General features: G+C 59.8%; 21 protein-coding genes. 17 read left to right on the forward strand and 4 right to left on the reverse strand.

Features of this window, described 5'->3' with window-relative positions; translation table 11 throughout:
• Window positions 1-68 precede the first annotated feature (68 nt).
• The 11 genes from I6J72_RS08565 (at window position 69) to I6J72_RS08615 (ending at window position 9,987) form a co-directional block, all read left to right on the forward strand.
• Window positions 69-1,355 carry an ABC transporter substrate-binding protein gene (locus I6J72_RS08565; RefSeq protein ID WP_204098880.1) on the forward strand — a complete coding sequence of 429 codons (1,287 nt, stop codon included), beginning with the start codon at window positions 69-71 and terminating at the stop codon, window positions 1,353-1,355.
• A gap of 211 nt (window positions 1,356-1,566) precedes the next feature.
• Window positions 1,567-2,559 carry a carbohydrate ABC transporter permease gene (locus I6J72_RS08570; RefSeq protein ID WP_204098881.1) on the forward strand — a complete coding sequence of 331 codons (993 nt, stop codon included), beginning with the start codon at window positions 1,567-1,569 and terminating at the stop codon, window positions 2,557-2,559.
• Window positions 2,556-3,377 (forward strand): carbohydrate ABC transporter permease, encoded by an 822-nt coding sequence (locus I6J72_RS08575; RefSeq protein WP_115021259.1) that lies wholly within the window; start codon window positions 2,556-2,558, stop codon window positions 3,375-3,377. Before I6J72_RS08570 ends, I6J72_RS08575 begins: the two co-directional genes overlap by 4 nt.
• Complete coding sequence (locus I6J72_RS08580) at window positions 3,377-3,562, forward strand: hypothetical protein (RefSeq protein WP_204098882.1); 186 nt, start codon at window positions 3,377-3,379, stop codon at window positions 3,560-3,562. Before I6J72_RS08575 ends, I6J72_RS08580 begins: the two co-directional genes overlap by 1 nt.
• Window positions 3,559-5,061: an alpha-amylase family protein gene (locus tag I6J72_RS08585; RefSeq protein WP_204098883.1), complete on the forward strand. Its 1,503-nt coding sequence runs from the start codon at window positions 3,559-3,561 to the stop codon at window positions 5,059-5,061. The genes I6J72_RS08580 and I6J72_RS08585 overlap by 4 nt, the downstream gene beginning before the upstream one ends.
• A 161-nt stretch (window positions 5,062-5,222) precedes the next feature.
• On the forward strand, window positions 5,223-5,474 hold the full coding sequence (locus tag I6J72_RS08590) for a hypothetical protein (protein ID WP_204098884.1): 252 nt from the start codon (window positions 5,223-5,225) through the stop codon (window positions 5,472-5,474).
• Between the two features lie 229 nt (window positions 5,475-5,703).
• Window positions 5,704-7,317 carry an acyl-CoA carboxylase subunit beta gene (locus I6J72_RS08595; protein WP_204098885.1) on the forward strand — a complete coding sequence of 538 codons (1,614 nt, stop codon included), beginning with the start codon at window positions 5,704-5,706 and terminating at the stop codon, window positions 7,315-7,317.
• Between the two features lie 48 nt (window positions 7,318-7,365).
• A complete protein-coding gene (locus I6J72_RS08600; RefSeq protein WP_204098886.1) occupies window positions 7,366-8,697 on the forward strand; it encodes a carboxyl transferase domain-containing protein in 1,332 nt (443 codons plus the stop codon).
• Between the two features lie 8 nt (window positions 8,698-8,705).
• Window positions 8,706-8,900, forward strand: coding sequence for an acyl-CoA carboxylase subunit epsilon (locus tag I6J72_RS08605; protein WP_039673984.1), 195 nt, complete (start codon window positions 8,706-8,708; stop codon window positions 8,898-8,900).
• A 4-nt stretch (window positions 8,901-8,904) separates the two neighbouring features.
• Entirely contained in the window at window positions 8,905-9,495 is a 591-nt protein-coding gene (locus I6J72_RS08610; protein ID WP_204098887.1) for a nucleoside triphosphate pyrophosphatase, read from the forward strand.
• Window positions 9,496-9,570: 75 nt separating this feature from the next.
• On the forward strand, window positions 9,571-9,987 hold the full coding sequence (locus I6J72_RS08615) for a DUF3151 domain-containing protein (protein WP_204098888.1): 417 nt from the start codon (window positions 9,571-9,573) through the stop codon (window positions 9,985-9,987).
• A gap of 302 nt (window positions 9,988-10,289) precedes the next feature.
• Here I6J72_RS08615 and I6J72_RS08620 read toward each other — a convergent pair whose 3' ends face one another.
• On the reverse strand, window positions 10,290-11,723 hold the full coding sequence (locus tag I6J72_RS08620) for a DUF4282 domain-containing protein (RefSeq protein ID WP_204098889.1): 1,434 nt from the start codon (window positions 11,721-11,723) through the stop codon (window positions 10,290-10,292).
• Between the two features lie 193 nt (window positions 11,724-11,916).
• Complete coding sequence (locus I6J72_RS08625) at window positions 11,917-12,975, reverse strand: Cj0069 family protein (protein ID WP_039673975.1); 1,059 nt, start codon at window positions 12,973-12,975, stop codon at window positions 11,917-11,919.
• Window positions 12,976-13,256: 281 nt separating this feature from the next.
• Between I6J72_RS08625 and I6J72_RS08630 the strand changes: the two genes are divergently transcribed.
• The 4 genes from I6J72_RS08630 to I6J72_RS08645 all read left to right on the forward strand — a co-directional run bounded on the left by I6J72_RS08630 (window position 13,257) and on the right by I6J72_RS08645 (window position 18,153).
• On the forward strand, window positions 13,257-14,117 hold the full coding sequence (locus I6J72_RS08630; protein ID WP_204098890.1) for a sulfurtransferase: 861 nt from the start codon (window positions 13,257-13,259) through the stop codon (window positions 14,115-14,117).
• Between the two features lie 141 nt (window positions 14,118-14,258).
• Window positions 14,259-16,031: a biotin carboxylase N-terminal domain-containing protein gene (locus I6J72_RS08635; protein WP_204098891.1), complete on the forward strand. Its 1,773-nt coding sequence runs from the start codon at window positions 14,259-14,261 to the stop codon at window positions 16,029-16,031.
• 261 nt (window positions 16,032-16,292) lie between these two features.
• Window positions 16,293-16,850: an N-acetyltransferase gene (locus I6J72_RS08640; RefSeq protein ID WP_204098892.1), complete on the forward strand. Its 558-nt coding sequence runs from the start codon at window positions 16,293-16,295 to the stop codon at window positions 16,848-16,850.
• Window positions 16,851-16,929: 79 nt separating this feature from the next.
• On the forward strand, window positions 16,930-18,153 hold the full coding sequence (locus I6J72_RS08645) for an ATP-binding protein (RefSeq protein WP_204098893.1): 1,224 nt from the start codon (window positions 16,930-16,932) through the stop codon (window positions 18,151-18,153).
• Window positions 18,154-18,215: 62 nt separating this feature from the next.
• On the opposite strand, the gene I6J72_RS08650 is transcribed toward I6J72_RS08645, so the two are convergent.
• On the reverse strand, window positions 18,216-21,647 hold the full coding sequence (locus I6J72_RS08650) for a pyruvate carboxylase (protein ID WP_204098894.1): 3,432 nt from the start codon (window positions 21,645-21,647) through the stop codon (window positions 18,216-18,218).
• A 395-nt stretch (window positions 21,648-22,042) separates the two neighbouring features.
• Here I6J72_RS08650 and I6J72_RS08655 point away from each other — a divergent pair, with 395 nt between their 5' ends.
• The gene (locus I6J72_RS08655) at window positions 22,043-22,729 is read left to right on the forward strand and encodes an ABC transporter ATP-binding protein (RefSeq protein WP_204098895.1); all 687 of its coding nucleotides are present in this window, start codon (window positions 22,043-22,045) and stop codon (window positions 22,727-22,729) included.
• On the forward strand, window positions 22,719-25,154 hold the full coding sequence (locus tag I6J72_RS08660; protein ID WP_204098896.1) for a hypothetical protein: 2,436 nt from the start codon (window positions 22,719-22,721) through the stop codon (window positions 25,152-25,154). The genes I6J72_RS08655 and I6J72_RS08660 overlap by 11 nt, the downstream gene beginning before the upstream one ends.
• On the opposite strand, the gene I6J72_RS08665 is transcribed toward I6J72_RS08660, so the two are convergent.
• Entirely contained in the window at window positions 25,151-26,299 is a 1,149-nt protein-coding gene (locus tag I6J72_RS08665) for a bifunctional 2-methylcitrate synthase/citrate synthase (protein WP_204098897.1), read from the reverse strand. The genes I6J72_RS08660 and I6J72_RS08665 overlap by 4 nt on opposite strands.
• Window positions 26,300-26,314 lie beyond the last annotated feature (15 nt).

Here is a 26,314-nt window from a genome sequence, read left to right on the forward strand (position 1 = left end):
CCACATGCACTGTGGACCTGATCCCTTATTTTGAAGTCACCAGAAGTTTTCCGAAAGGTGAATATTCCATGAAGAAGCCGTTTCTTCCCAGCTCCCTGTGTACGGTTCGTCGCGGTGTCATTGCCACCACAGCTGCACTCGCGCTGACCTTGGCCGGATGCTCGTCCAGCGATGACTCCTCCTCCGACGCTGGCTCGGACGCCGCCACCAAGGACACGGACGGCCGCGGGCCCATCACCTTTGCCATGGGCAAGAACGATACCGACAAGATCACCCCCATTATCGAAGCGTGGAACGCCGAGCACCCGGACGAGAAGGTCGAGCTCAAGGAGCTCGCTGGCGAGGCCGACGCTCAGCGTGAGACCCTGGTGCAGTCCCTGCAGGCAGGCAACTCTGACTACGATGTCATGGCGCTCGATGTGGTGTGGACCGCTGACTTCGCCGCTAACCAGTGGCTGGCGCCACTGACCGGTGACCTCGAGGTGGACACCTCCGACCTGCTGGAGCCCACCGTCGAGTCCGCCACCTACAACGGCACCCTCTACGCGCTGCCGCAGAACACCAACGGCCAGCTGCTCTTCCGCAATACCGACCTCGTTGACAAGGCTCCGGAGAAGTTCGCGGACATCGCGTCTGCCTGTGAAGCCATCAAGGACGATGCTGCCTGCCTGACCACCCAGCTCAAGCAGTACGAGGGCCTCACCGTGAACACCGCCGGCTTCATCGAGGGCTGGGGCGGCTCCATCCTGGATGACGAGGGCAATGTCACCGTCGACTCCGACGAGGCCAAGGAAGGCCTGCAGGCGCTTGTCGACGCCTACGAGGACGGCACCATCTCCAAGGACTCCACCGCCACAACGGAGGAGGAGACGAACCTCGCCTTCACCGAGGGCAAGACCGCCTTCGCCATTAACTGGCCGTACATGTACACCAACGCTGAGGACAAGGGCATCAAGTTCGAGGTTCAGCCACTGGTGGGCAAGGACGGCGTCGGTGTATCCACCCTGGGTGGCTACAACAACGGCATCAACATCAACTCGGAAAACAAGGCCACTGCCTTGGACTTCATCAAGTTCATCATCAACGAAGAGAACCAGAAGTCCTTCGCTGAGGCATCCTTCCCGCCGGTCCTGGCTTCCATCTACGATGATGAATCCCTGGTCGAGGAGTTCCCATACCTCCCGGCTCTGAAGGAGTCCCTGGAGAACGCCGCTCCGCGTCCGGTCTCCCCGTTCTACACCGCCATTTCCAAGGCCGTGCAGGACAACGCCTACGCAGCACTGACCGCTGGCAAGTCTGTCGATGACGCTACGAAGGACATGAAGGCAGCCATCGAGGCAGCGTCGCAGGGTTAATCCTCCCCGCGAGTATGGGGCGCGAGTAAGTCCACCGAGACTTGCCCGCGCCCCCTTCGTTGATCTTGGCCAACCCGAGCTACAAAGTAGCGGCTACTGCGTGCATAACACCGATGTCCGGAGCACCCGCTATGATTTTCACAACTGTCCCCTAATATCCTGACAACTTTCACCCCCTACAACTTTCACACTGTAGAAAGGCAGGCACCGCATGGCTGGTAGAACGCGTACTGCGGATTCGCGCAAGCAGTATCTGCAGGCAGCCGGCCTCATCGCGCCCGCGCTCATTGCGCTGGCCGTGGTGATTGGCTATCCCATCGTGCGAGCTGTCATGTTGTCCTTCCAAGGCAATAAGCGGCTCAACCCCACCACGGGCGTATTCGAGGAAGGCTCGTTTGCGGGCCTAGAGAACTACCTCTACTGGATTACCAACAGGTGCATGTCCGCTACGGGCCAGGCCGCCAGGTGTCCCGACGGCGTTATTGCGACGGACTTCTGGCCGGCGGTGAAGATTACGCTTTTCTTCACCGTCGTGACCGTGGCTCTGGAAACCATCCTCGGCATGGTCATGGCGCTGGTCATGAACGGCGAGTATCGCGGCCGTGGCCTCGTTCGTGCTGCGGTGCTCATTCCGTGGGCTATTCCGACGGCGGTTACGGCAAAGCTGTGGCAGTTTATGTTCGCTCCGGATGGCATCATCAACTCGCTCATCGGTGAGCGCATCGCGTGGACCACGGACCCGTTTTATGCGCGCCTTGCGGTCATCATCGCAGACGTGTGGAAGACCGCACCATTTATGGCCCTGCTTATCTTGGCCGGTCTGCAGATGATTCCGCGTGATGTGTACGACGCCGCGCGCGTCGACGGCGCCTCCCGTATCCAAACTTTCTTCACCATCACCCTGCCACTCGTGAAGCCGGCGCTCATGGTAGCTATTCTCTTCCGCACGCTTGATGCACTGCGCATGTACGACCTGCCGGTCATCATGATCTCGGCGTCCTCCAACTCGCCCACCGCCACGATTTCCCAGCTGGTGGTGGAAGATATGCGCCAAGGAAACTTCAACTCCGCCTCCGCACTGTCCACGCTGATCTTCTTGCTCATCTTCACCGTGGCCTTCATCCTCGTGCGCTTCTTGGGCGCGGACGTCGGCGGTGCGGCACGTGACAAACGCACTAAGAAGGACAAGGAGCCTGCAGCATGAAAAAATTCGGCCACTACCTTGGCATCCTCTTCATCATGTTCTGGGGCCTAGCCCCCTTCTACTGGATGGTTGTCACAGCGCTTCGCGATAAAGCCCATACCTTTGACACCACCCCGTGGCCTACGCACGTAACCCTGGACAACTTCCGCGACGCTCTGGCCACGGATAAGGGCAACGACTTCCTCAATGCGTTGGGCAACTCTCTGATCATCTCCCTGGCCACGACCGCAGTGGCCGTACTCATCGGCGTGTTTACCGCTTATGCGCTGGCCCGCTATGACTTCCCTGGCAAGGGAATCGTCACGGGCATCATCCTGGCGGCCTCGATGTTCCCCGCTATCGCGCTCGTTACCCCGCTTTTCCAGCTTTTTGGCAACCTTGAGTGGATTGGCACCTACCGCGCGATGATCATTCCGAACATCTCCTTTGCGCTGCCGCTCACCGTCTACACCTTGCTGAGTTTCTTCCGCCAGCTGCCGTGGGAGTTGGAGGAAGCGGCGAGAGTCGATGGGGCGTCGCGAAGCCAGGCCTTCCGCCTCGTGCTCCTACCCTTGGCCGCACCGGCACTGTTTACCACCGCCATCATCGCCTTCATCACAACCTGGAACGAGTTCATGCTGGCCAAGCAGTTGTCCACCACCGCCACTGAGCCGGTGACCGTGGCCATCGCGCGCTTCTCCGGCCCCTCGGCCTTCGAGTACCCCTACGCCGCCACGATGGCAGCCGGCGCGCTGGTGACGATTCCGCTCATCATCATGGTTCTCATTTTCCAGCACCGCATCGTTGCCGGCCTCACCGCCGGAGGTGTCAAGGCCTAATGCGGCGCGAACTGCTGTGGGATACTGCGCTAGGCTTCGTCGGTTTCTTCGCCGCCCTAGCGTTCCTGCAAGCAGTCCTCAATCTTTTTCACCCCTCCCCCGCCATCTGGCCGGGGCTCCTTGCCGGCGCGCTCATGCTGGCGGAGTACCTGCTCTGGCGGGCTAAACGGAAGGATCTCCGATGACCTGGCACGATAACGCCATTTTCTACCAGGCCCTCGTGGGCTCGTACAAGGACACCCGCGGCGAAGGCGTTGGCACGCTGCGCGGAGTTATTGAAAAACTGGATTACCTCAAGTGGCTCGGTGTGGACTGCCTGTGGCTCTCCCCGTTCTATGCCTCCCCGTTGCGCGATGATGGCTATGACATCGCTGACTACTACGCCATCCACCCGGATTACGGCACCATGGAGGACTTTGACGAGCTCGTTGCCGAGCTTCACGCCCGCGGCATGCGCCTCATGACGGATTTGGCTTTCAACCACACGTCTACTGACCACCCGTGGTTCCAGGCTTCCCGTACCGATCCGGAAGGCCCCTATGGCGATTACTACGTGTGGGGCGATGATCCGCTGCGCTACCCGGAGATCCGCATCATCTTTACCGATACGGAAACCTCGAACTGGGCATGGGATCCGGAGCGCAAGCAATACTATTTCCACCGCTTCTACTCCCACCAGCCGGACCTTAATTACGACAACCCGAAGGTCCACGAGGAAATCTTTAAAGTCCTCTCCTTCTGGCTGGACAAAGGTGTGGATGCTTTCCGGCTCGATGCGATTGCATACCTCTATGAACGCGATGGCCTGGGCGGCGAGTCCCTACCGGAGACCGTGGACTTCGTGGAGAAGATCCGTACTTTCCTGGAAGAGAACTACCCAGAGGCTGTTATCCTCGCCGAGGCGAATCAGCCCCCAGAAGACACCATGGAGTTCTACGGCACGGGCAATCGCTTCCACATGGTGTTCAACTTCCCGGTCATGCCGCGGTTGTATCAGGCGCTCGCGCTGGGCGATGCCACGCCGGTCTACGACATCATGGCGGAGCTACCGGAACTACCCCAGGGCTGTCAGTGGGGAACCTTCCTGCGCAACCATGATGAGCTGACGCTGGAGATGGTCGACGAGGACCAGCGCGCCCTCATGTACGAGCACTACCTGCCCGATGATCAGATGCGTGCCCACGTGGGCATCGCGCGACGCTTGGCACCCCTGTTGGGCAATGATTACCGCAAGATCGAGCTCTTCTACTCCCTGCTCATGACGCTGCCTGGTGCGCCTTTCCTGTATTACGGCGATGAGATTGGCATGAATGATGCCTCGGAGCTTCCGGACCGTGACGCCGTGCGTACTCCTATGCAGTGGGAGCCCGGCGAGGGCGCTGGTTTTACTTCCTCCTCCCATCCACGTCGTCCGATTGTGGGTGGAGTAGGCGTGTCCGTGGCGGAACAGCTTGAGGATGAGGGCTCACTTCTCCACCGCCTGCGCGGACTCATCCAGCAGCGCAAGGCGCACCCAGAGTTGGGCACCGCCCCTTTCGAGGCCGTGGAGACTGGTCACAAGGGCGTGCTGGGGTTCCAACGCGGGGGATTGCTTTGTCTGCATAACTTCACCGACGAAGCAGTGGACCTTGGTCCGGTGGAGCTCGGACCATATGGCTATGCCTGGCTTCCGGTCGAGGTCTAAAACGAGAACTGTGCCCTACCTCACCCCGCACGTCAGGTTACCCAAAAGTTAACTCAGGGTGAACAAAATGCGGACTTTTCTCCTTAGTGGCTATATAGTTGGTTCAACCCAATGATGTGGACAGTCGCATCATCACTACAAGAGAATAGAGAGGTGGGAAAATGAATACCCTGAACGGATTCCTTTCCGCCATTACCAATACAGTCAAAAGCGCCACCGGAATCAACCTTGACCCCGTGCAGCCAGCACCCCTGGTGACACACATCGCCGAGGACCTGCTCAAGCACGACCTCATCCCAGCCACCCGCACCGACATCGAAGAGTCTTATGCCGTCCTCACAGGCAACTTCCCCACGGAAGGCGACCTTGCCGAGGTAGAACTCTTCCTCCACAGCTTCGGCTGGCTTGCCTAGATCCCTACACCCAACCCCGCCCAGCCATAGGCGGGGTTTTCTTATGCGACCACCCTACGCAGCGTGCATTTCGCGCCCACTAGACTGTGAAGGCATGTCCCCAACACGCCAATCGCGAGGATTTCCTCATATTTTTCACTACGGTTTACCTGCACAAACGTGAATTGTGAGGGAAATCACCCGCGCGCCGCTATACATTCCTATCCAAAACCTCTCTACACTGCCGAACATGACTATTTCCTCACATTTGTCAGAGCTGGACTCCCTCAGCGCCGACACCACCGCAGGCAAGATTGCTGAATTGAAGAGGCGTCGTGAAGCAGCGGCCCAACCCATGGGCGAGAAAGCTCACGAAAAGGTCCACGCACAAGGCCGCCTTACTGCTCGCGAGCGCTTGGACTACCTCCTCGATGAAGGCTCCTTCGTGGAGACGGACATGCTCGCTGTGCACCACACCACGGACTTCGGCATGGGCAAGAAGCGCCCGCTGACCGATGGCATCGTCACCGGCTGGGGCACCATCGACGGCCGCGAGGTCTGCATCTTCTCCCAAGACGGAACCGTCTTCGGCGGCGCGCTCGGCGAGGTCTATGGCGAGAAGATGATCAAGATCATGGAGCTGTCCATCACCACCGGCCGCCCGCTTATCGGCCTCTACGAGGGCGCGGGTGCACGCATCCAAGACGGCGCTGTCTCCCTGGATTGGATTGCCAAGACCTTCTACCAGAACGTCATGGCCTCCGGCGTCGTCCCGCAGATCTCCGTCATCATGGGTGCTTGCGCCGGCGGCAACGCCTACTCCCCTGCCCTCACGGACTTCGTGGTCATGGTGGACAAGAAGTCCAAGATGTTCGTCACCGGCCCCGATGTCATCAAGACCGTCACTGGCGAGGAAGTCAGCCAGGAAGAACTCGGCGGCGCGGGCGTCCACATGCACAAGTCCGGCACCTCGCATTACACCGCGGCCAGCGATGAAGAAGCCTTGGACTGGGTCCACGATCTACTGACCTACCTGCCTTCCAATAACCGGCAGCTGACCCCGGCAGAACCCTACGAAGAGCTCGGCGAAGAAACCGTCGATGACCTCGTGCTGGATAGCATCATCCCGGATTCCCCCAACCAGCCCTATGACGTCAAGGAGGTCATCGAGGCTCTCACCGATGACGGCGATTTCCTGGAGATCCAGGCCGATCGCGCAGATAACGTGGTCACCGCCTTCGGCCGCATCGAGGGCCGCACTGTTGGTTTCGTTGCCAACCAGCCCCAGGTCTTTGCTGGCTGCCTCGACATCGATTCTTCTGAAAAGGCCGCGCGCTTCGTGCGTACCTGCGATGCCTTCAACATCCCCATCATCATGCTCGTCGACGTCCCCGGTTTCCTCCCCGGCGCCGATCAGGAACACGACGGCATCCTGCGCCGCGGCGCCAAGCTGCTCTACGCCTATGCCGAAGCCACCGTTCCCAAAATCACCGTCACCCTGCGCAAGGCCTACGGCGGCGCCTACTGCGTGATGGGTTCCAAGGGCCTTGGCGCTGACGTCAACCTAGCATGGCCCACCGCCCAGATTGCGGTCATGGGTGCCGCCGGCGCCGTGGGTTTCATCTATCGCAAGGAGATCAAAGCCGCCCACGAGAAGGGCCTCGACGTAGCGGAGCTCACCAAGTCTTTCGAGCGCGAATACGAAGACCACATGCTCAATCCGTATAAAGCAGCGGAGCGTGGGCTTATCGACGCCGTCATTCTCCCCTCCGAAACCCGCAGTACCATCGCCAAGAATCTGCGCTTCTTCGCCGATAAGAATGTCCCGCGCCCATCCCGCAAGCATGGCAACATTCCGCTGTAAACAGCACGCCTTAAAGCGCACGGCTGCGCTGTATTACACTAGTGTTTCATGACTGACTTGAAGACGACCGCTGGCAAGATCGAGGACCTGGGCGCCAAGCTCACCGAGTCCCGCGCGCCGCAGGGAGAGGTTCCCGCTGCCCGCAGCGCCATCGAAGCGCTCTTTGACGCCGGCTCCTTCGTGGAGACTGACGCGCTGGCACGCCACCGCTCCACCGACTTCGGCCGCGAGCACAACCGCCCCTACACCGACGGCGTCATCACTGGTTTCGGCACCGTCGATGGGCGCAAGGTCTGCGCTTATGCTCAGGACGCCTCGCTTTTCGACGGCACCATGGGCGAGGTCTACGGCGAAAAGGTCACCAAACTCTATGACCTGGCCATTAAGACCGGCGTGCCCATCGTCGCACTGGTCGCCGGTGATAAGCCGCGTGCCCAGGAGGGCATTATTTCTTCCGCCATGCAGGCGCGCATCCTCGCCCGCGCCACCACTGCGTCCGGCCTCATCCCGCAGGTCACCGCGGTCTACGCGGACTCGAAGGATGCCTCGCTTATCGCTGCACTCTCCGATGTCGTCATTGCTCCCGACGGTGACCTGCAGGCGGAGGGCGAGCATGAGGTGGACGTCGCCAAGCGCGTGCTCTCCTACCTGCCCTCCAATAACCGTGCTGCTGCTCCCCGTGCCGAGGCCACCATCGTCTCCGGTTCGGTCGAGGCCAACATCAGCGACGCTGACCGCGAACTCGATAGCCTCGTGGCCGACGACGGCACCGTGGACCTTGCCGATGTTGTCACCGCGACCTGCGAGGATGTCTTCGAACTCACCTCTCAGGTGAGCGGCGTCTTCACCGGTTTCGGCCGCATTGAGGGCCGCACGATGGGCATCATTGCCAACCGCGACACCCTCGATGCCGCAGCCGCCGCCAAGGCAGCACGATTTATCCGCCTGTGCGATGCCTTCAACACCCCCATCATCGAGTTCGTGGACTCCCCCGCCCTCGAGGTGGAGAATGCCGCCCTGGCCAAGCTCGTGCATGCCTACTCCGCCGCCAGCGTGGGCAAAATTAGCGTCATCGTGCGCCGCGCCCACGGCACCGGCTACATCGCATTCGGTTCCAAGGACCTAGGCGCCGACCTGTCCTATGCGTGGCCAACAGCAGAGATTTCCGTAGCCGACGGCCCTGCGCTGGCCGCTGAGCTGGAGCTGAGTGAAGACGACGCCGCCGATTACCTGACTCCCTACCAGGCAGCTGAGCGCGGCCTCGTCGATTCTGTTATTACCCCAGCAGCCACTCGTGGTTCCCTCATTGAGGGTCTGCGCCTGCTGGACCGCAAGATTGTCCCGACTCTGCCGAAGAAGCACGGCAATATCGTTTTGTAGAGGTATCCATGTCTGATTCCCTGTTTACCGTCCTGCGCGGCAACCCTACTGACGCCGAGGTCGCGGCACTGTCCACGGTGCTCACCCAGCTCGATTCTGAGGCGCGCGCCAAGGCCGCCGATACCCGCTCCGAGCGCAACCTGTGGGGCCAGCCGGGCGATGTGTTCAACCCGTCGGCCTTCCGCAACGTCCGCTACTACTAAGCGCATGCGCCTCGTCCTCGCTTCCCAATCCCCGTCCCGCCTGTCGATCCTGCGCAGCGCCGGCGTGGAGCCCGTCATCGCCCCGGCCGACGTGGATGAGCGGGCCATCGAAGAGCGCCTTGCGGGTGCTGAGCCCGCCGAGATCGTCTGCGCCTTGGCCACTGCGAAGGCGGAGGCCATCTCCCCCAACTATCCCGAGGACGTCGTGGTGGGCGGGGATTCCATGCTGCTTCTCGACGGCTCCCTCCAAGGCAAACCCCACACCCCCGAGGCCACCGTAGAGCGCTGGCACGCGCAGGCCGGTCGCGCTGCGGAGCTCATCACCGGGCATTGCGTGCTCCACGGCGAAAAGCGCTTCGTCGAGGCCTCGCGCACGACGGTCCGCTTTGCCCAGGCCACGGACACCGATATTGAGGCCTATGCCCGCACTGGCGAGCCGCTGGAATGCGCCGGCGCCTTCACTTTGGAGGCCCTCGGCGGCTGGTTCATCGACCGCATTGAGGGCGATCCTTCCTCCGTTATCGGGCTTTCGCTGCCGGTGCTGCGCCGCGCTCTGTATTCCTTTGGGCTCAACGTTTCTGACTTCTGGGCTTAGCCCCGGTGTCAGGCGAATCCTTCTAGTTTCGCCCCCTGTGGTGGTCGTGACGCCACAGGGCTACAGTGGGGCGGCATGGAAATGAAAGACATGCTCGCCCCAAAACCCATCAAGCTGCCCGCCGATCCGGGTGCTGACAGCACTTCCGATCTCACCGCGGGAATCGTCGCCCACCCAGACTCTCCACTGCTGTGGGCACTGCTGGCGGAGCAAGAATTGGATAAGCACAAGGGCGCTGAGCCCACTGACTTCATCACCGCCTACGCCTACGCGCGCACCGGCTACCACCGTAGCCTCGACCGCCTGCGCGGCAATGGTTGGAAGGGCTGGGGCCCAGTCCCCTTCTCCCACGAGCCCAACCAAGGCGTGCTGCGTGCCATCGCTGCTCTTGGCCACGCCGCGAAGGCTATCGGCGAAGATGCAGAGTATGACCGCATCCGCCAGATGCTCTCCGATGCCGACCCCGAGTGCGTCGCAACCTTGCTGGACTAATTACCTTTCCCACCCAGCGGCGCTTTCACTCCCTCAGCACCGTTTCCCCCGCCCTACACATGGTTCTACTCAAACGGCTCGACTCAGAAAGCTTACTTGGGGGCAAGTAAACCTTCTAGAAGACCGCAGATGGTTTATTTGCCCCCAAGCTAACCATCTCACCTAAACCTTCTGACTGAAACCTTTTATGGCGACTGCGGTTCACCCTCGGCACGCACACTGTTAGCAAAAAATCCCCGCGGCCCTCACACATTCGAGGTCGCGGGGATTGCTGTTATCGGAGTCAGTACCGTGCGAAGGATTTACTCCTTGTCATCGTTTTCTGCCTTGGCTACAAGCTCACTGGTGTTCTGCGCGGTACGGATGTTGGCCGCGAAGAACTCCAAGACCAAGCGGATTTGAATGATGTAAAGGAGGAAGGCGATACCACCGACGATGACGGCTCCCAACAGCGCAGCGAAACCACTTCCAAAGCCGTTAGAGAATGAAATGAGAGCGCCGATTAGAGCGATTGCCCATAGGAAGGCACCAAAAGCCACGGCGAGAATGTAAATGACAGAAGCGAACTTCAGGGTGATGAAGTCCTTGAAGGAGAAATCAAACAGCGCGCTGAAGAAGCCAGAGCCCTTGCTAGAGGAACCGGCGGACTGATTGTTCTGCTGCGGTGCCGGGGCGGCGAATGGCGAGTTCTGGTCGCCGAAGCCCTGGTTCTGTGACTGCTCACCGAATCCATTGTTCTGTACGGCAAAGCCCTGGTTCTGGTCCTGCTGGCCAAAGCCAGAGTTCTGGTCACCAAAGCCTTGGTTCTGCGGCTGCTCACCGAATCCGTTGTTCTGCGCGTCACCAAAGCCGTTGTTCTGTGCGGCAAAGCCCTGCTGCTGGGAAAAGCCGCCGAAACCTGCGTTCTGGTTGGCTTGCTCGCCCTGTGCGGACTCAAACGACTGGGCTGCCTGGAAATCCTGAGAGGCTTGAGCACCGAAGCTCTCCGTCTGCTGCTGGCCGCCGAAGCCATAGCCCTGACCGGAGGCCGAAGAGCTGCCGAAGCTTGCGTTCTGAGCGCCAAAGCTCTGGTTGGACGAGCCATAGTCAGCGGAACGTGCAGAGTAGTCAGCGTTCGAGGAGTTGGCGGCACCTTCGGCATTGCTGGAGGAAGACTCCGCACCGAAGCCCTGGGAAGAGTCGTAGGAAGCGCCCTGAGCCGACCCATAAGACTCGGAAGCTGGTACAGCAGAACCGGAATCACCAAAAGACGCTCCTGCGTCGGAAGAAGCCGAGTCACGTGCTGCAGTCTCTGAGGCGAACGCAGAATCAGACGAGGCGGACACCGAAGAGGAGGAAGACGCAGAGAACGAGGAGTCAGAATCCGCAGATGCAGCGGAATCAGCAGGCTCATTGGTCTGTGCAGGCTCAGACGGAGTCTGGGAGTAATCGCCGTACCCAGCCTGTCCGCCCCAACCAAAGCCAGAGTTGGAGTTGGACTGAGCACCCGGGTAGCCCCAACCAGCAGCAGCATTGTCATTGCCGTAGCCACTGCCAAAGCCTTCACCGAAACCCTGCTGGGAATTGTCGGTGGCGGAACCGTTCTCTGCTGCGGCGGAGCCCTCAGCGGAATGGTCCGGCGCCGGATTGCTCGGGTTGAAATCAGAGCCAAAGCCGCTGCCGAAGCCGCCACCAAAACCCTGGTTGGAAGGATCGTTGTTGTCGCCGTTCTCGCCGAACTGGTTGGGGTTAGTCATCGCTCGGTTGTCCTTTCACAGAGAAAATCGCAGAGCTGTACACATTCGTGTAATTCTTACTTCTCCGAAGGTACCTGAGATCCGGCTCACTGGCAGCGCTCATTGGGGAACGCGCCCCACAACGCTGGAATCCACCCTAAGCCCCAAAACAAGAAAATCCCCCGCCGAAGGCGAGGGATTCACGGATGAACGCTTAGGCGTGCTTGGCCTCAACGCGCTTGATGGCTTCAGCGGCCACCTTCTCCTGGATGCCCATGTCAAGCTCAGAGGTAAAGCCCACGCAGGAGCAGTTGATTTCACCAAGGACGTAGGTGTCCTCGCCGTTCTCGCCGTCAGCCAGCATGAAGTCTGCGGTCCAAATCAGCGGGATGTTGTCGCCGCCGAGCTTCTCAGCGATGACCGGTCGGACCTCAGCGAACATGTCGACGAGCTCCTGCCACTCCTCCGGCTTCTGGTAGGTGTACTTGGCACCAGAGAACAGGGTGGCGGAGAAGGCGTCGCCGCCCTCAGCCGGCTTCTTGTGCACCACGAAGACTGGGTCCGGGCCAACGAGAAGGATGCGGATCTCGCCTTCAACGATGCGTGGCATGAAGCGCATATCCACGAGCATGCCGTTGTCACCGATGATGTACTGGTCGCAGAAGTCCATGAATTCGCCAAGCTCGCGCTCCTCGGTGTGGTTGTCCACAGCCTCGGTGCACTTGATCTTGGTGTCGAGCGGCAGTGCGGTGCCCGGCTCGACGGACTCGGCCAGCTTTTCGTCAGCCAGGCGCACACGCCAGATGCCGGAGCCAGTTGAACCACGGTTCTGCTTGAGCACGCGCTCGCCGTAGGACAGGGAGGTCGGGAACGTGTTGTGGAAGGACTCGACGTCGTAGTAGGCAGCGGTGTCGGACGGCACAAGGTCGGTGTCGTTGAGCTTAACCAAGGCGTCCTTAGCGCCGTAAGCCATCATCTCGTACGGCGTGGACATGCCAACCAGGCCGGCCTCAGACAGCTTGGTGAGCAGGTCGAAGTAGCCCTTCTCGCCGCCCGGAATGTTGCCCGGGTTGACGCGGGAAATGTAGGCATCGAAGTTCTCAGAGACGTACTCGAAGAGCTGCTCAGACCACTCGGGGCGGTAGAAAACTACCTCTGCGTGCCAGCCAGCATCCTTGATGCTGTCGACGATGGGCATGGTGTCCTTGCGGTGGCCGTTGATCTGCTTGTCGGATCCGCCCTCAACCTCGAAGACGACGATTGCCTTATGCACAGCGATTCCCTTTCGTTGGGTACTTATGTGGGGGTCACCTCTTAAAATAACCCAGGTTTGCGTCGCGCGCTGAACAAGCATTTTTCACTAAAAGGCGTGCTCATCCGCCCCGCAAAGCCCCTGACCAGCGCTCTTGTTATAACCAGTGCCTGCACCGTGGAAAATGTCACTAGCTAAATGTATCCAACACCACAAAAGTTTCTCTTAAGTGACCACTTATGTGCGAAGCACGCTAAGGTTGAAACGACCGTCCCCCTCGCAACGAGAAAGGTAGGTGGACCGTGGCCGAGTTCGACCCGAATCCCCCTTTCCAGGAGTACGCGCACCCCGAGCGTCTCGTTTCCGCCCCGTGGCTATCCGCGCGTCTGGGCGTCAATGGCCTACGCGTCGTCGAAGTCGATGAGGATTCTCTCCTCTACGACATTGGCCACATCCCAACCGCCATCCGTATTAATTTCCAGACGGAACTGCTCGATAGCACCACGCGAGACATCATCGATGAAGAAGCTTTCGCCGAGCTTCTTCGCTCCAAGGGCATCGAGCGCGACGACACCGTCGTCCTGTACGGCGATAAGTCCAACTGGTGGGCCGCCTTCGCCCTGTGGGTCTTCGAACTATACGGCCACCCGGACGTCCGGCTACTGGACGGCGGACGTGACGCCTGGATGTCTGAAGAACGCGATACCTCTTTCATGGTGCCCGAGCCCACCACCTCCTCCTACCCCGAGGTCACCCGCGACGATTCCGCACGCGTCTTCGTTGACGAACTGCGCTCCTCAGAAGCCACGTTGGTAGATACCCGCAGCCCAGAGGAATTCTGCGGCGAAGCTACCCGCGAATCCGGCAATGGCGAGTCACCCTACGGCACCACGATGACCTACGGCCACATCCCTGGTGCAGCAAACCTCGAATGGGACCGTGCGGTCTACCCCAACGGTTGCTTCCGCGCGCTCAGCGAGCTCAAGGTCAACTACGGCGAGCTCGAGCCAGCGACCGAGACCATCCTCTACTCCCACGTTGGCGCCCAGGCGGCCCACACGTGGTTTGTCCTTAAATACCTGCTTGGCTTCGACAACCCGCGCGTCTACGACGGTTCCTGGGCCGAGTGGGGCAACATGGTGCGTATGCCGGTTGAGCGCTAACAACACGCCGAAATGAACCCGCATCTTTACCGGTGCGGGTTTATTTTTTGACACGAAACCAAGATGTGACGGTATCCTCATGTTTTGGTGTGCAAGAATAGTACGCAGTCCTATCAGAAATCATGGAGGAGGGTTCCTGCCGTGGCAGTTGAAACCAAGAACATCACCAAGGTCCTCGTGGCCAACCGCGGTGAGATTGCGGTCCGCATTATCCGTGCGGCCCGCGACGCGGGCATTGCATCCGTAGCCGTCTACGCAGAGCCTGACGCCGATGCCCCATTCGTCACGCTTGCCGACGAAGCCTTTGCCCTCGGCGGCCAGAACTCCGCAGAGTCGTACCTCGACTTCACCAAGCTTCTCGACGCCGCCTCCAAGTCCGGCGCCGACGCCATCCACCCCGGCTATGGCTTCCTCTCTGAGAACGCCGACTTTGCCCAAGCGGTCATCGATGCCGGCCTGATCTGGATTGGCCCGTCGCCGAAATCCATTGCGGAGTTGGGTGACAAGGTCACCGCCCGCCACATCGCCGAGCGTGCCGATGCCCCTATGGCCCCGGGCACCAAGGATCCCGTTGCCAGCGCGGAGGAGGTCGAGGCCTTCGCTGATGAGCACGGCCTCCCCGTTGCCATCAAGGCCGCCTTCGGCGGCGGTGGCCGCGGCATGAAGGTGGCCCACACCCGCGAGGAGATCAAGGACCTCTACGAGTCCGCCACACGTGAAGCCGTCACCGCTTTCGGCCGCGGCGAGTGCTTTGTGGAGCGCTACCTGGATAAGGCCCGCCACGTTGAGGCACAGGTCTTGGCTGACCAGCACGGCAACGTCGTCGTTATGGGAACCCGCGACTGCTCCTTACAGCGCCGCTTCCAGAAGCTCGTCGAAGAAGCCCCTGCCCCCTTCCTCACCGATGAGCAACGCGCCTCCATCCACGAGTCAGCAAAGCGCATCTGCCGCGAGGCCGGCTACTACGGCGCGGGCACCGTGGAGTACCTCGTCGGCTCTGACGGTCTCATCTCCTTCCTTGAGGTCAACACACGCCTCCAGGTGGAACACCCCGTTACCGAGGAAACCACCGGCTTCGATCTGGTTCGCGAGCAGTTCCGCATCGCCGAGGGCCGTGAGCTCTCTATCTCCGAGGACCCGGCACCGCACGGCCACGCCATCGAATTCCGCATTAACGGCGAAGACGCCGCCGCGGGCTTCATGCCGGCCCCCGGAACCATCGTCTCCTACTCCGAGCCTTCTGGCCCCGGTGTTCGTATGGACTCCGGCGTGCGTGAAGGTTCCGTCATTGGCGGCCAGTTCGATTCCATGCTGGCCAAGCTCATCGTTTGGGGCCCGGACCGCGCCACCGCCATTGAGCGTGCCCGCCGCGCCCTGTCTGAGTATCGTATCGAGGGCCTGCCCACGGTTATCCCCTTCCACCAGGCAATCCTTACCGATCCTGCCTTCACCGCCGAGGACGGCAACTTCACGGTCTACACCAAGTGGATCGAGGAAGAGTGGGTCAACGAGCTGCCCGAGTACACCGACACCGCCGACGTTCCCGAAGACGAGGAACAGGATGCCTCCCAGAAGTTCGTCGTCGAGGTCGGAGGCCGCCGCATCGAGGTGGCCCTGCCGGGTAACCTGCTCTTGGGTGGGGGCAACAAGCGCAAGAAGTCGAAGAAGCGTCGCGGGAAGGGCGCGGCGGCAAACGTGTCCGGCGACGCCGTGACCGCGCCGATGCAGGGCAGCGTCATCAAGGTCGCCGTCGAAGAGGGCCAGGAAGTCGAGGAGGGTGAGGTCGTCGTCGTCCTCGAGGCCATGAAGATGGAAAACCCCGTCAAGGCCCACAAGTCCGGTACCGTGACTGACCTCAAGGTGTCCACCGGCACGCAGATCAACAAAGGCGAGCCGATTCTGGAGATCAAGTAATTTGCCGATGCTTCCTTGCGGCCAGGGAGCACTGCAATAACCTTGCTTCAGTCGGCAACGTTACGTACTCTTTGTACGTGATACCCCGGTGGAGCGCTGCTCCGGGTTACTGACCCGCTGAATACTACTTACCGGGGTGCTGATTTTTCACTCCGGGGGGGATGCAGAAATGGCGCGTCAGGATAGCCAGTGGAATACGCCACCACCACTCGAACCGCTCAGTGATTTCCTAAATTCCGAGATCAAGTAGCCTCGGAAGGCATGAGCGTTAACGATTCCGAGTTCGGCGTACGGTTGGCCAAGGAGCACGACCGTACCTACCTCTCCCGCCTCCTTTTCCTCGCCGATGTCCTCGGTGACGAGGACGCCCATATCGGGGATTTCCACACGCCTGACGTTGGGCTGTACGTCGATGAATGGTCGCCCCATGTCGACGGCGGCGTCATCGCCGTTTCCAGCCACCGTGTCCCCGTCGGCGGTGCGTGGCTGCGCTATTACACCACCGAGGCTAAGGGTGCTGCCTACACCGGCAATCCGGAAGCGGATCCCTTTGATGAATCCCAGTGGGCCACCGAGCTAGATCCGGAGGAAATCCCCGAGCTCTTTCTTGCCGTGGAGTCCCGTTACAGGGGCCTAGGCGCTGGGCGACGCCTCCTGCGCAACACCTGCGATCTCGCCGAGGCACAGGAGGCTCCCGCTGTATCGCTGTGGATTGAGCCGGAGAACACCAGCGCTCGCAAGCTGTATGAATCCGAAGGCTTCGTCGACATCGATGTCCCCGGCCGCCCGGATGCCCACGTGATGCTCAAGCGCTTCTAGTACGCAAGCCGACAAAAGGTGTCGACTATACTCGACACTTCCTCGGTTTCTTCTAAAAGTGTCGACTATACTCGACACTATGTCTGACCTCATTCCTCGCCCGAACTATCTTGCAAAATTGCACGCGATCGAGGATCGCGACCTTGTCCGTATAGTCACGGGCGTACGTCGCTGCGGAAAGTCCGCACTGCTTTCCTTATATCGACAGGATCTACTCAACTCGGGAGTGCCTGCCGAGGACATTCTCGTCATCAATTTTGAGGACGCACGTAATGATCGGCTCCGTGAGCCGCATGCCTTTCACACTTTCGTCGAGGAAGCCCTAGGCCAAGGGCTTCGTTATCTCCATGTCGACGAAGTGCAAGAGCTCGAAGACTGGGCACGAATCATTAACTCGCTAAGACTCAATGATGAGCTCGAAATCACTCTCACTGGTTCGAATGCCTCGATGTTTGCTGGCGAATCCCTTACATATCTTGCCGGCCGCTACATAGAGCTTCGAATGCTCCCCTTGTCATTGAGCGAGTTCGCTGCCTTCGCCCATCGTGAAAAATCACCGCCAACGATTCCGACTGCCGAAGACTTTTCGGCGTGGATGCGAATCGGCGGGTTCCCTGCAAGTGTGTTGGCAAACGATGTCGGAGTTGCCTCAGATTTCAATCGGGCACTTTTCGATTCAATTTTTACCCGAGACATCGCTCTTCGTGGCCAAATCCGTGATACATCAACGTTCCTACGGCTTGCTCAGTTCATCTTCGATAATTCTGGTTCAGAACTATCCACCCGCCGAATCCGGGGAGTCCTTAAAGCAGATGGATACGCTAGCTCCTCTGAAACCATCGACCGCTACCTCGAGTTGATGGAGGACGCCCACCTGCTATACCGCTGTCGTAGCCGTGATACGAAGGGAAAACAATGGCTGCGAAGCAACGGTAAGTACTACTTCGTGGATCCAGGATTACGTAATGCCGTACTTGGTTCCCGTGATTTCAACCTAGGCCACGACCTTGAGAATATGGTGTTTCTCGAGCTTCTTCGCCGAGATTATGAGGTGTCCACTGGCTCAGTCCCAGACGGGGAAATAGATTTCATCGCAACTCGTGGGGATGACACCTTTTACGTGCAGGTAGCTTACGCCACCTCAGAACCATCTACTCTGGAACGCGAATTAGCCCCTTTCGCGCATACTCCTGCTGGCTCACGCTGCATACTCATCACACTAGACCGATTTCCACCGCCGACAGGCCACGTCCAGTGGGTCGATGGCCTTGCGTTCCTCGCCGGACAAGACCTAGCCCCTTAAATACAGAAAGTAAACCCTCCTGTTTAGATGCTCTATCTAAGCAGGAGGGTTTAGCGGCTCTTCTAGCTGATAACGGCGATGAGGTCGCCGCCCTCAACCTTGGTGGCGGCGCCGATGGCGACGCGCTCGATGGTGCCATCCTTGGTGGCAGAGATGGAGGCTTCCATCTTCATGGCCTCGATGACGGCGATCTGGTCGCCGGCCTTGACCTCGTCGCCAGGCTTGGCGGTCGGGTTGACCACTCCAGCGAACGGTGCGGCCACGTGGCCATCGTTGGACGGGTCAGCCTTCTCCACGGTGGCAACGGTGGACTCGACGTTGTTGTCGCGCACCTTGAGCGGGCGGATCTGGCCGTTGACGTTGAGCACCACGTTGCGGATGCCCTTCTCGTCCGGCTCGCCCATCGCGTCAAGACGCAAGGTGACGGGCTTAAGATCCGCGCGGTCGGTGGAGCCCTCCGGGAAGTAGTGAACGATGTAGTCTTTTCCTTCTTCCAGACCGTAGAAGAAGACAGTATCCGTCAGCGCCTCGGTATTGCCAAAGGTGCGGCGGAACTCGTTGAACTCCTCGAACTGCTTCGGGAAAAGAAGGCGGTTAAGGGAAGCGCGGCGCTCGGTGGAATCATCCGAGGCTAGATGAGCCTTCTCTTCTTCCGGAACTGGCTTCACGGTGACGTCGCCAGGCGCGCGGCCCTCGAGGACCTTGTCGCGCAGCGGCGGCCAGCCACCCGGAGGCGTACCAAGCTCACCACGTAGGAAGGCGATGACGGAATCCGGAATGTCGTACTTGGTGGGATTAGCCTCAAAGTCAGCCGGATCCACGCCAGCGCCCACGAGGTGCAGGGCGAGGTCACCGACCACCTTGGAGGACGGGGTCACCTTGGTCGGGCGGCCGAGCATCTCGTTCACCGCTGCGTAGGTGTCCTCGATGATCTCGAAGCGGTCCTCCAAGCCCAGCGCGGTAGCCTGCGCACGCAGGTTGGACAGCTGGCCGCCCGGAATCTCGTGGCGGTAGACGCGGCCGGTCGGTCCCGGAATACCCTTCTCGAACGGGTGGTAGAGCTGGCGCACTGCCTCCCAGTACGGCTCTAGGTCGGAGACTGCCTTGAGGGAGATACCGGTATCACGCGAGGAGTTCGAGAACGCCGCGATGATGGCGGACAGTGAAGGCTGGGAGGTGGTGCCTGCCAACGGTGCGGAGGCACCGTCGACAATGTCGGCACCAGAAAGCGCTGCCGCGTAGTAGGTGGCCAGCTGGCCACCAGCGGTATCGTGCGTGTGCACGTGCACCGGCAGGTCGAACTCCTTGCGCAGGGCCATGACCAGCTTGGATGCGGACTCCGGACGCAGCAGACCCGCCATGTCCTTGATGGCCAAGACGTGGGCGCCGGTGTTGACGATCTCCTCGGCCAGCTTGAGGTAGTAATCCAGCGTGTAGAGCTTCTCATCCGGGGAGCACATGTCGCCGGAGTAAGCCATGGCAACCTCGGCCACGGTGGTGTTGGTCTCCAGGACGGCGTCGATAGCCGGGCGCATCTGGGTAACGTCGTTCAGCGCGTCGAAGATGCGGAAGACATCCACGCCGGACTTGGCTGCTTCCTGGACGAAGCCATTGCAGACATCATTGGAGTAGGGCGAGTAGCCCACGGTGTTGCGGCCGCGCAGCAGCATCTGGATGTTCTGGTTCGGCATGGCCTCACGCAGCAGGTCCAGGCGGACCCACGGGTCTTCCTTGAGGAAGCGCATAGCCACGTCGTAGGTGGCACCGCCCCAAGCCTCGACGGAGTAGAGCTCCGGGGTCATGCGGGCTACGGCCTCAGCAGCCGTGACCAGAGCGGTACCGCGCACGCGGGTGGCCAGCAGGGACTGGTGAGCATCGCGGAAGGTGGTATCGGTGACCGCCAGAGCATCCTGCTTACGGATCTTTTCTGCCCACTTCTTCGGGCCGAGCTCCAGCAATTCATCGCGGGAACCGCGCGGCAGCTCGGAGTTAAAGTCCAGATCCGGCAGCTTATCGAAGGGGCGCAGGGTGGTCGGGCGCTCACCGTTCGGCTTGTTGACGGTCACGTCAGCGATGTAGTCGATGATGCGGCCAGACTCATCCACGGCCGGCGGAGCCTTGAGCAGATCCGGGTGCTCCGGAATGAAGCTGGTGTCCACGCGGGTGTTGACGAAGTCCGGCTCGCGCAGCAGTGCGCGCAGGAAGCCAATGTTGGTGGCCACGCCGGCCACGGTGAACTCGTTAAGCGCACGCTGGGCGCGGGATACCGCCTGCTCGAAGGTGGCACCACGGCAGGTCATCTTCACCAGCAGGGAGTCGAAGTTCGGGGAAATCTCCGCACCGACGGCCGTTGCGCCGTCGAGACGCACGCCCGCGCCGCCCGGCGAACGGTACTGGGTCAGCGTACCGGTATCCGGACGGAAACCGTTGGAAGGATCCTCAGTAGTGATACGGCACTGCAGGGCCGCGCCGTTGATGTGGATGTCTTCCTGCTTGAGCCCCAGCTCGTCTAGGGAAAAGCCCGCGGCAATCTGCATCTGGGACTTCACAATGTCCACGCCCGTGACCTCCTCGGTCACGGTGTGCTCGACCTGCACGCGCGGGTTCATTTCGATGAAGACGTGGTTGCCCTTCTCATCAACGAGGAACTCAACGGTACCGGCGCCTTCGTAGTTGATGTGCTCACAGAACTTCACGGCGTCCGCACAGATGCGGTCTCGCAGCTCCGGGTCCAGCGTCGGTGCCGGGGCAATCTCCACGACCTTCTGGTGGCGACGCTGCACGGAGCAGTCACGCTCATACAGGTGCATGACGTTGCCCTGGGAGTCAGCCAGAATCTGCACCTCAATGTGCTGCGGGCGAATCACCGCGGTCTCAAGGTAGACGTTGCCATCACCGAAAGCGGCCTCCGCCTCGCGGGAAGCCTCCGCACACTTGGTCTTCAGCTCCGCCTCGTTCTCAATGAAGCGCATACCGCGGCCGCCACCGCCGGCAACGGCCTTTACGAAGACGGGGAACTCAAAGTCCTTGGAGTATTCCGCCAGCTTGTCGACGTCCGTCGAAGGCTTCGAGTCCTTCAGAGTCGGCAGACCCGCCTCCTCAGCTGCAGCCACAGCGGCAGCCTTGTCACCGGTCAGGTCCAGGGTCTCAGCGGTGGGGCCTATAAACTTTATGCCGTTGTCGCGGCATGCGCGGGCCAGATCCGCACGCTCAGAGAGGAAGCCATAGCCTGGGTAAATGGCATCCGCACCGGACTTCTTGGCAGCGCGAATCACCTCATTGATGTCCAGGTAAGCCTTGACCGGCTGGCCTTCGGTACCGATGCGCACTGCCTCATTAGCGAACGCGCGGTGGAAGGAGTTGCGGTCTTCCTTAGGGTAAATGGCGACCGTCTTGGCACCAACCTCGAAGGCCGCACGGAAAGCACGCACGGCAATTTCGCCGCGGTTTGCCACCAAGACCTTGGAGAAGGATTTGTGGGCGGTATCAGACACTGGGAGTAATCCTTTCAGATAAGCACGATACAGATCTCAGAGTAGTGCCCTTCGTACTCACGTGAGGCGGAATTCGACATATAGGTCAACAGAAATTGTTTAGTTTCTTCCTAGACTCGCTTTGCACGCCATTGACACCCCAACCCACATCACTTCAGAACCGAAGCGAGCGGAAATTACTTCCCTTTCAAAAAGATATAAACCTCTTGACATGCCTTCTTCAGGGTTGCAATATTTCGATAAAGTACATAAACCAACCTCATCCTCCATTTCCGAAGGACCCGCAGTGGTGATGGATACCAACTGTAGGTTGCGTTCTCGCCACCAGCCATTCCTGTTCCCACCCGAGCCTCGGCCAACGAGCATGGCGCGGGCTTCCCTACTGTAAAGAGCTCATGAATTCAGTCACTATTTCTAACGTCCACAAGTATTTGGGCGAAGGTGCCCAGCGCACGCATGTTCTCAAAGGCACAAGCCTCGAGGTTGATGAAGGCGAGTTTCTCGGCATTTCAGGAAAGAGCGGCTCCGGCAAAACCACTCTCCTGCGCGCGGTTGCAGGTCTTCTACCTATCGATGAAGGCTCGATCTCGGTCTTCGATACCTGTGTATCCACCGCTGCTCCCAAGGAACTACTCGCCTTGCGCCGCAACACAATCGGCTTCGTCCACCAAGACGACCTATTAATGAACGAACTCACCGCGCTCGAAAATGTCATGCTTGTGCTTGCCGCAGCGGGTGTCGATGAGACGACGGCGCACGATAAGGCTTCCGAGGCATTAGCCCAAGTAGGACTTGCAGAACTCGCTCAACGATTTCCCGCAGAGATGTCGCGCGGCCAGTGCCAAAGAGTAGGAATCGCCCGAGCACTGTCTGGAAACCGGCGAATTCTCTTGGCTGATGAGCCGTCTGCTGCGCTCGATTCCGAGAACTCCCATGGCATTTTTCAACTATTCAAAAAGCTCGCATCAACCGGCACAACCGTGATAGCGACCAGCCACGACCCCATCATGTTGGACTATTGCGGCACGGCCTACACGCTGATCGACGGCCAGCTTGGGAAAGCAGCCCCACATGCTCAATGAACTAATCACGAAAGTCGTGCATTCGTCGAAACGGTATCGTTTCGGCGCAGCAGCAATCGCAGTGTGCTTAGGATTATTCGCATTTGCTGTATCGGCTGATCTCTTCATGACATTGTCCCCGCAGCAGAAGGCGCAGTCAGAATTGGGAAACAACGCCGTGCGGGTGGACGTGCCTGTGTACACGCGGGCGGGCGTGGTTGAACAGACGCTGCCGCAACTTGATTCCCCAGAGAGGGGCTTTACTACCCAACTCGAGACTTACGATCTCTATGTCGATAGCAATCCATCAGCTTCCCTTGTCTACAAGGAGTCTCACTGGGAAGAGCAAGCTCCCGATTTTGGGTTGGCATTGGTTCAGGGCCATTGGCCAAGCGCCCCCGGGGAAGTAATCGTCACTGAGGACGTTAACCTTAGCCTCGGAGAGAACACAACTGCATTCAACGGCACGCTACCGCTCCGCATCGTTGGCGTTGTATCGAATTCCTTCCACAGCCAGGAGAAAGCGGTGTACGGCGCATCGGGAACATGGAACACCATCGACGCCGACGCTTATTCCATGACCTCCGCTTCGGTCCGGCCGATTGCGTTCGGTTCCGAAGGAACGACTCCTGCCGAGCTCACCGACTTCATTAGCCGTCAGCTCGAAACTACAAACCTCGTTGATCGCGCCGCGCTTGACGACGCTTTCTCGACCTCACTCCTCACCCGCGAAAGCCTGCTCGCCACGCCGCCTTCAGGGTTCGCCGATAGCTATTCTTTCTTCTTCGGCCTGTTCGCCATTGTCATACCGTGTGCTTTGATCCTCTTTTTGTGGCGAGTCACGTACCTAGTTCTTCACCCGTTGAACCGGCGGTTCTTCGAGCTAGGAATCTCGCCCTTCCTGTTGTGGAAGTCCAGCACATCCACCCTGCTTCGTTCAGCCCTGATGTACTCCGTCGTAGGCCTCGTTGTAGGTGCAGGCCTGGCGCAATGCGTGCGCCCTTTCATTTCGGGACTTGCAGGGTTGCCTGATCCTGGAGTCCTCATTCCGTGGAAATGGTTAGTGCTTCTTCTCGCTAGCTCGCTAGCAGCACTCCTGATTGGCGGTATTGCCACCGCGCCGTCGACCCAGCCGCATCCGTTCTGGAAAGACATCCCGCTGCCGGGCCTATCGGCATCATTCTTGCGTTGGAGTGCTATTGCTATTGTCCTTGTGGCCGCCCTCTTTACGGTCGCTTCAGCACTGCTGGGGCCAGACGTGTTCGAAACTTGGGCGCCATTGCCAACCGTGGCATTGTGCATCGTCTTTTCCCTTCTTCTCGCACGCTGTCCGCGAACCAGCCGGCCCTACACTCCAGCAGGCGTGGCCCTGAGATTTGCAGAGAAGCACCGACAGCTTATTGGCACGGGTCTGACGTTGTTGGTCCTGTGCATGGGAACCGCCGTGTTTAGCAGTTCGATGTCAGCCAGTTTCACAGCCAGTGAGAATGACAGTTTGACGTCAACGATTGCCCCTAACCAGGCACACATTCTAGAGAAAACAGATAACGGGCTTTCCACACGTGCTGAATCCGTTCAGCACGTAGCCCACGCGTTGGGCGTTCCCGCCCCAGTTCGAGTCTCTTATGTCCAGGCCACGCTAGACATGCCCACGGAGATGTCGGGAACCTTTGGCGTACTGACCGTCGAATCCGTTCATGACGTAGAGCAGCTCTTAGGCCGAGAGCTCACGGACCATGAAAAAGTTGTTCTTAAGACGGGAGCTTTGGTCCGCGATAACCGATTCATCAACCATGAGCACGTTTCAATCGGCACAAGCGGAAACTCGGACCCTACATCACTTCCAGCGCTGAGCACGGATTTTGGACCTCACTGGGAGAAACTAGCTGGAGGGTTTATCCTCGAATCCACGGCGCAGAAACTCAACGCACCGGCACGTGGGACACAGTGGGTCTTTACGGGGCTCAAAGAAGACGAAGAAAAGCGCTTTCTTGATAGCGCTGCACAAGCCCATATCCCCCACGAGCTCGTTTTACTGCCGCTGGTTCAAACCTCTTCGACACCGCGGGCATTCTATATCAGCTTGGCGGCCGCGCTGCTCAGCGCGTTAGCCGTAACCTTTGTTTTCTCGCGCCAACTTGCTCGCGCTACCGAAGCAATCCAGACCACCTTCAGAGTATTGGGCCTCGATTCTTCCTGGCATTTAAAAATTGTTGTGCTCACGACGGCCACACTGGCATGTACTGCGATCATTGCCGGCTGTCTCGCTGGAATCCTCCCACTCGCCGGAATGGTTTACGCAATGGGAGATGGACTCACCTTTGCCATCGATTGGAAGGCTCTTCTTGTTGCCGCGGGCGCAATAGCACTGGGCGCTGCAAGTGGCGTTGGTATGACATGCCTTCGCTACTTACAGCGCCCGTCGTCAAGCGCAACCGCTAACTAGATTTCCTTCGGCGGCACGGAGCGCTGCTCCTTGCCGTTGTAGGCAGACAGCGGGCGGATGAGGGAGTTGTTCTCGTTCTGCTCCACGATGTGTGCGGTCCAGCCGGTGATGCGGGCCATCACGAAGATCGGGGTGAAGAACTCAATGTCGAAGCCCAGGATGTGGTACGCAGGGCCAGCCGGGAAGTCCAGGTTTGGCTGGATCTTGATGGAGGTGTTCTCGTACATGGTCTTGGCCATGATTTCGTACATCTCCACCCACTGCTCCTGGCCGTGGTCCTTGGCCAGCTCGCGGAAGGCTGCCTCCATGGTCGGAACGCGGGAGTCACCGTTCTTGTACACGCGGTGGCCGAAGCCCATGACAAGCTCCTTGTTCTTGAGCTTGTTGAGCGTCCACTCCTCGGCCTTGGCAGGGTCACCAATCTCGAGGAAGTTCTTCATCACGGCCTCGTTGGCACCTCCATGCAGCGGGCCCTTCAGAGCGCCGATGGCGGCAGTGACGGCGGAGTAGGTATCCGACATCGTCGAGGTCACCACGCGGCCGGCGAAGGTGGAGGCGTTGAAGGAGTGCTCAGCGTAGAGGATGAGGGACTTATCGAAGGCCTCAATATCGGAGCGCGACAGTGCCGGGGAACCTTCCTCCTCACCAAAGACCATCCACAGGAAGTTTTCCGCAAAGCCCTTCTTGCGGGAAGGCTCGATGTAGCCCTCACCGCGACGGCGGCGGATATCGAGTGCGACGATGGTCGGCAGCTTCGCCATGAGCTCCAGCGCGGTGCGGCGGATGTGCTCGGAGTCCTTGGTGTACTCCTCCGGGTCCTGGGAACCAATGAAGGAGACTGCCGTGCGCAGAACGTCCATCGGGTGGCAGGACTTCGGCATGGAGGTGATGAGATCAATGAGGTGGCGGTCTAGGTGGCGCAGTGCCTTCTCACGAGCGGAGAAGCGCACGAGCTCACCTTGGTTCGGCAGCTCGCCGTTCCACAGCAGGTACGCCACTTCCTCGAACGAGCAGTAGCGGGCGAGCTCCTGGACCGGGTAGCCGCGGTAGGTCAGGGAGTTGGTCTCCGGGACGACCTTGGAAATGGCGGTCTCATCAACGACAACGCCGTACAGGCCCTTGCGGATCTCTGGGGTCTCAGACATGGTATTTCTCCTTTG

The organism is Corynebacterium sp. FDAARGOS 1242 (assembly GCF_016889985.1).
In the GTDB taxonomy this organism is placed as follows: domain Bacteria; phylum Actinomycetota; class Actinomycetes; order Mycobacteriales; family Mycobacteriaceae; genus Corynebacterium; species Corynebacterium minutissimum_B.